This is a genomic window from Bacteroides muris (ex Afrizal et al. 2022) (assembly GCF_004793475.1).
Classification (GTDB): Bacteria; Bacteroidota; Bacteroidia; order Bacteroidales; family Bacteroidaceae; genus Bacteroides; species Bacteroides muris.
The window spans coordinates 1-5,198 of sequence record NZ_SRYZ01000087.1; the positions used below are offsets into that span (position 1 = coordinate 1).

The window sequence follows — 5,198 nt, forward strand, 5'->3', positions numbered from 1 at the left end:
ATCGGCTGAAAAACAGCCGATAAAATTGTCGTGGCGGAAAATAGAATGATTACATCCGATGTTTCTCTGCGGACTGCCGCCGGAGCAGATGACGGCACTCGGTTACCGTTTTTATTCACGTTATGTGCCGGAGGATGAACAGCCGATGCTCATTGAACTGAACAGGGCAGGTTTCTCGTTCTACAACAATATTCCGGTCAATGAGCGTAAGGACTGGTACATCTCCTACGATTTCCATATCCTCAACGACGGGCGAAGGATCCTTGTCAACCACAAGCTAACTCCGCTTGCCCTCACCTCCGACGGGCGGATATGGCTCGCCCTATGCATGGTGTCGGCTTCGACACACACCGAGGCTGGACATATTGAGATGCACCGCGTAGGCTCGTCAGATTTCTTTGAGTACAATCTGACCACACGTCGCTGGGACAAACGGCAGATGCCCGTGCTGACCGACGGCGAAAAATCGGTGCTAACTCTATCTATTCAAGGCTACACAATGACTGATATTGCCGACCGCATCTGCCTCTCGCCGGTGACCATAAAGAAATACCGCCAACGCATATTCGAGAAACTTGATGTGCGCAATATCTCCGAGGCGATTATGGCGGCAACCAACAACAAACTGTTGTGAGCTGACTCTCCGCACTCCACTATTCACTCTCCGCTAAATAGAAACGCGGAAAATGCTTCACTTCCCGACCGACTGCGATATTGGCGGCTATCCGTGCGCAGATGTGGGCTGCAAGCCGTTGAGCGGATTCGTTGATTACTCCAGCTTTTATCTCCGGCAATGCTTCACCGAGCCAGTCGCATCCCCCCATATTCCAGAAAGCGCAGTATCCCGATATATATTCCGCCGCCCACAGCCGTAAATCAGGCTGTGCAAGAAGTTCCCTGTCATCATGGGGCATTATCACCATTGCCCCTGCGCCTCTGACAAAATCGAATGGACAGATTACCGGAGTCTTAATCTCCTTTAGATGCTTCAGGCATGATTCTCCGTTGCCGCCATATTCTGCGATGATATTGACATGAGATAGTTCAGCAAGGGCGACGAGGTCACAGCCGGTCTGAATATCCCTGAATCCGATCCGCTCCAGTTCCGGCAACACATATCTGGTGAAGTGCGGTGTTCCGATAACCATCACACGGCTCTCCTTAATAATATATCTTTCTTCGTCAGTCATATCAGATTATTTAATCCACCGCAAAATTAGGCATAGCCACAGGACTGCACCATATCCAAAAGTATATATTTACGCCTCACAGCCGCCGCAGGATGCAATCATATACTTTTGGATATGGCAAGGTATTTTCCACGGCTGTAACTTTGCAGCAGAAAACATAAAACTTACAAAGATATGAAAACAGTATTAACTTTCGTCATTGCGATAATCTGCGTATTGCAAGACTTTGCGCAGACATCAGACCCATTAGATACGGCTCAGTTCTCAAGTCAAGAGGAAGCTCTGATTGGGACACTTTTATCTCTAATGGAAGATAAGAATGAGAATACACTGTGTAGAAACATTATAGGCAAAGTCGTAGATGAAAACAATTCGCCTCTCGACTTCGTGAATGTCGTGCTTCTCAAAGCCGATTCCACCTACATAGCCGGTACCGTTACCGATGAAAACGGCGGATTCCTTTTTGAGAAACCACAAGGCAATCCGAAATTCATAAGGCTTTCGTCAATAGCCTACTCAACCAAAACTATGGATATTCCGGCTACCGGGAATCTTGGAGTTATCCAATTAAATCCCGAAAGTGTGATGCTCGGTGAGGTTGTTGTGAAATCCAACCGTCCTGTTACTGCAATCAAAGGTGATGCTCTTGTTACCAATGTGGCAGGGTCGCAACTTGAACACGCCGGCACCGCCAATGACGTGCTTACACAAGTGCCTATGGTGCTTGGGCGTGACGGTAATTTCGAGGTATTTGGCAAAGGCTCTCCGGCTATTTATATAAATGGCCGTGAGGTACAAGACCTCGCACAACTATCGCAGTTAAATTCTGCCGACATAAAGAATGTGGAGGTAATTACCAATCCCGGTGCTAAATACGATGCCTCAGTCAAATCTGTAATCCGTATCCGTACTAAACGCCCGCATGGAGATGGCTTCAGCGGAACGTTCCGTGCACAAGGAGTTATGCAGAAATATTTCCGCACAGTGGATCAGGCTAATTTCAAATTTAGAACTGGCGGATTGGAGTTATTCGGTAATTTCGGATACATCGGAGGAAAATTCCAAAGCAGTAATAGAGTCGATATGTTGACTCAATCAACAACCGTGTGGAATCAACTTCTTACACAGGACGGTTCCATGAGAACAAATGAGTTTTTCGGCAAAGCCGGATTCTCCTATATGTTCAATGACAGCCATTCCATAGGTGCTTATTACTCCAATGGATTTACAAAGCAAAGATCTGAACACACCGGAATAAGCCGTGTGTTGGCAGACGGACAGCCCTATGACAATCTCTCAATGTATGGTCGTAGTAACAACAATACGTTACCCAAGCATCACGCCAATCTCTATTATAACGGAGAAATCGGGAAGTTCGGTATTGACTTCAACATGGATTATATGTGGCGAAAAAATCGCAACCCCATGTTTAATAATGAAACAAGCGACACCCAAAACAATTCCCTTATAAATTCTCTCGGTGTAAGCAGAAGCCGAATGTTGGCTGAAAAACTTGTATTAAGCTATCCTTTTGGGAAAGGCGGTATTGAGTTCGGAGAGGAATACACATCATCGCGTTTCTCATCCGAATACAATACCGATGCTACTTTAATAGGCAACGCAGATTCAAGAGTTGACGAAAACAACATTGCCGGATTTGTGGAAATCGGCCAGACTTTCGGACAATTCAATTTAGGTGTTGGATTGCGGTATGAGCATGTAAGATTTGAATATCTCGAAAACGGACAAAAAAAGGAAGATCAGAGCAAAATATATAATAATCTGTTCCCCTCATTATCGCTGTCAACCATGATAAGAAACGTGCAGTTGTCAATGAGCTATACACATAAGACCCAACGGCCAAGCTATGCTGACCTTGACGGAACAGTGGATTATATCAACCGCTTTACCCTCGAAGGTGGTAATCCGTTCTTAAAGCCGGAGAAGATGCATTCTGTTGAACTTATGGGGGCATGGCGCCAATTCTTCGGGCAGATAACCTACACATATAAGAAAGACCCGATAATGAACACCACATATCCCTATGCGGATGATGCAGAGGTCAAACTTATAACGATGGCAAATTTCCCCAAGATACAGAATCTTCAGGCATTTGTCGGCGCACAGTTTAAGGTGGGTGTATGGCAGCCTAAAATAAATGTCGGCATTATGAAACAGTGGCTTACCATAGATTATGCTGATGGTCGTAAGAGCCTTAACAACCCCATAGGACTTATGCAATTTCAGAATGCCATTCATCTTCCCTACGATATTTGGCTGAATGTAGATATGCAGTGGATGAGCGGCGGTAACGATGACAACATGAAACAATCCTCATCGTCGTATCTCAATGCCAAACTCTATAAAGCGTTCTTCAATAATCAGTTCAGTGTAACTTTGGAGGCCAACGACATCTTTAATAAGAGTAATCGTGATGCCACGTTGTTGAACAAGGATGTTACCATACATAAGTTCAATACGACAAACAACCGCACGTTCATGCTGACCCTGCAATACACCTTTAATTCTTCCCGTGACAGATATAGAGGACAAGGTGCCGGAACAAATGAGATGAACCGATTCTAAAAATAACATGAAAACTTTTATCATCTCATTCATCCTGTCTTTGGTCTGCGGAATAGCCTACGCAGAACCGCACTGTCAGGGGTTCAACAACTACGACAACGAAGTCACTATCGTCTTTACAGATGATAAGGCTGGTAGCCGGTACGAGGTAACGGATGTAAAACTCGTTACCTACGGCAAAGAATACTCCGCCACTTCTGTAACAGTAAGTGTCAAAGATGGTACTGCAACGGTAACACTTACCTTTCCCCATATCACCCAATTCTCTAATCCGAAAGTAACACTTCGGATTAACGGAAGGAAGAAAAGGTTTAAGGTGTGTCAATAGCATACTCCAAATCCTAATTAATATTTACAGAAAACAGCTATATTTCATGCAAGAAGACAGGCAACCCCGGCAGTGATTGTCGGGGTTGCCTGTCTTTAATAGGGTTATAGAGGATATTAGTGCATACCGCCCATTGAAAAGTCTCCGTTAAGATTCTTGCCTCGTTTCTTGGCTCTGAAAGCGGCAAGGGCTTCTGTCGGTGACATCTCCGGATGTCGGCGACGGAATTCCGGCCACGTTTCGCTGTCGCCCCCCCCGATACCGTGCATGGGCCTTCTTCGGTGGGGGATTGGGATGCCCCTCCATATAGTCCGAAATTGTTGTGTCCTTGCGACTGTGCCGGAGCATCAGGATTTGTGCCATCGGCATACATCCATCGGGATTGCGGATGCAACGGTTTGTTCTTTGCAAGATGAGCCTTGATACTACCGAAACTGAAACGGCGGTCAATCTTAGAGGCAGGAAAACACTTGCCTTTGCAGATGAATGAAAGGCCTTGGATTTCCTCTGTGCCTCGGCGATACTTGTATTTTAACTCTACGCCGGAGGCTTTCAGGCTTGCTTCCAACTGTTCGAAGGTATGTATCTCGGAATCATGCCATGCGGTATTGACGGCATTGACGATTGCGATACGGTACTTATCAATCGTGGTAATGGTACGGGAGTAGTAATGATTTCTTTGGAAGAATATAATTCTTTGAAGGAGACCGAATATATCATGTTTTCTGAACAAACCATGAACGATATTCGTAAAGGAGAAGAAGACCTAAAGGCAGGCAGAGGAATAGAAGTAAACTTAGACGAACTATGAAATTGATATTTACTCCTATTGCCAAGGAACAGTGGTCATATTGGGAGAAGAATGATTCCGACATGACCAAACGCATTAAGAAACTGCTCGCAGATATATTGGAACATCCTTACACTGGCATAGGTAAACCTGAACCTCTCAAATATGAATTGGCAGGTAAATGGTCAAGGCGAATTAACTCAGAGCATAGACTTATTTATTCTGTGCATGATGATATGATAGTAATTTATTTAAGTTTCGCAAGTTCAGCTTGCTAGTTTTAATTTGTAAATATCGCATATAT

At 44.8% G+C, this 5,198-nt stretch carries 7 protein-coding genes; 5 read left to right on the forward strand and 2 right to left on the reverse strand.

The window, feature by feature from the left end; genetic code table 11:
- Nucleotides 1-58 precede the first annotated feature (58 nt).
- Entirely contained in the window at nt 59-634 is a 576-nt protein-coding gene (locus E5355_RS18740) for a helix-turn-helix transcriptional regulator (RefSeq protein WP_136011517.1), read from the forward strand.
- Nucleotides 635-653: 19 nt separating this feature from the next.
- On the opposite strand, the gene E5355_RS18745 is transcribed toward E5355_RS18740, so the two are convergent.
- Complete coding sequence (locus E5355_RS18745; protein ID WP_136011518.1) at nt 654-1,190, reverse strand: hypothetical protein; 537 nt, start codon at nt 1,188-1,190, stop codon at nt 654-656.
- 174 nt (nt 1,191-1,364) lie between these two features.
- Here E5355_RS18745 and E5355_RS18750 point away from each other — a divergent pair, with 174 nt between their 5' ends.
- Together E5355_RS18750 and E5355_RS18755 are read left to right on the forward strand one after the other, a co-directional pair.
- The gene (locus E5355_RS18750) at nt 1,365-3,776 is read left to right on the forward strand and encodes a TonB-dependent receptor domain-containing protein (RefSeq protein ID WP_136011519.1); all 2,412 of its coding nucleotides are present in this window, start codon (nt 1,365-1,367) and stop codon (nt 3,774-3,776) included.
- 7 nt (nt 3,777-3,783) lie between these two features.
- Nucleotides 3,784-4,104, forward strand: coding sequence for a hypothetical protein (locus tag E5355_RS18755; RefSeq protein WP_136011520.1), 321 nt, complete (start codon nt 3,784-3,786; stop codon nt 4,102-4,104).
- A gap of 37 nt (nt 4,105-4,141) precedes the next feature.
- Here E5355_RS18755 and E5355_RS18760 read toward each other — a convergent pair whose 3' ends face one another.
- The gene (locus E5355_RS18760; RefSeq protein WP_136011521.1) at nt 4,142-4,672 is read right to left on the reverse strand and encodes a hypothetical protein; all 531 of its coding nucleotides are present in this window, start codon (nt 4,670-4,672) and stop codon (nt 4,142-4,144) included.
- A 12-nt stretch (nt 4,673-4,684) separates the two neighbouring features.
- Here E5355_RS18760 and E5355_RS18765 point away from each other — a divergent pair, with 12 nt between their 5' ends.
- Both E5355_RS18765 and E5355_RS18770 read left to right on the forward strand, forming a co-directional pair.
- Nucleotides 4,685-4,915: a type II toxin-antitoxin system Phd/YefM family antitoxin gene (locus E5355_RS18765; protein WP_136011522.1), complete on the forward strand. Its 231-nt coding sequence runs from the start codon at nt 4,685-4,687 to the stop codon at nt 4,913-4,915.
- A complete protein-coding gene (locus E5355_RS18770; protein ID WP_136011523.1) occupies nt 4,912-5,172 on the forward strand; it encodes a Txe/YoeB family addiction module toxin in 261 nt (86 codons plus the stop codon). Before E5355_RS18765 ends, E5355_RS18770 begins: the two co-directional genes overlap by 4 nt.
- The last annotated feature ends 26 nt before the right edge of the window (nt 5,173-5,198 follow it).

Coding starts and splice junctions, on each gene's coding strand:
- E5355_RS18755 (WP_136011520.1), top strand. CDS start 3,784: ATGAAAACTTTTATCATCTCATTCATCCTGTCTTTGGTCTGCGGAATA.
- E5355_RS18745 (WP_136011518.1), bottom strand. CDS start 1,190: ATGACTGACGAAGAAAGATATATTATTAAGGAGAGCCGTGTGATGGTT.
- E5355_RS18750 (WP_136011519.1), top strand. CDS start 1,365: ATGAAAACAGTATTAACTTTCGTCATTGCGATAATCTGCGTATTGCAA.
- E5355_RS18770 (WP_136011523.1), top strand. CDS start 4,912: ATGAAATTGATATTTACTCCTATTGCCAAGGAACAGTGGTCATATTGG.
- E5355_RS18765 (WP_136011522.1), top strand. CDS start 4,685: ATGTATCTCGGAATCATGCCATGCGGTATTGACGGCATTGACGATTGC.
- E5355_RS18740 (WP_136011517.1), top strand. CDS start 59: ATGTTTCTCTGCGGACTGCCGCCGGAGCAGATGACGGCACTCGGTTAC.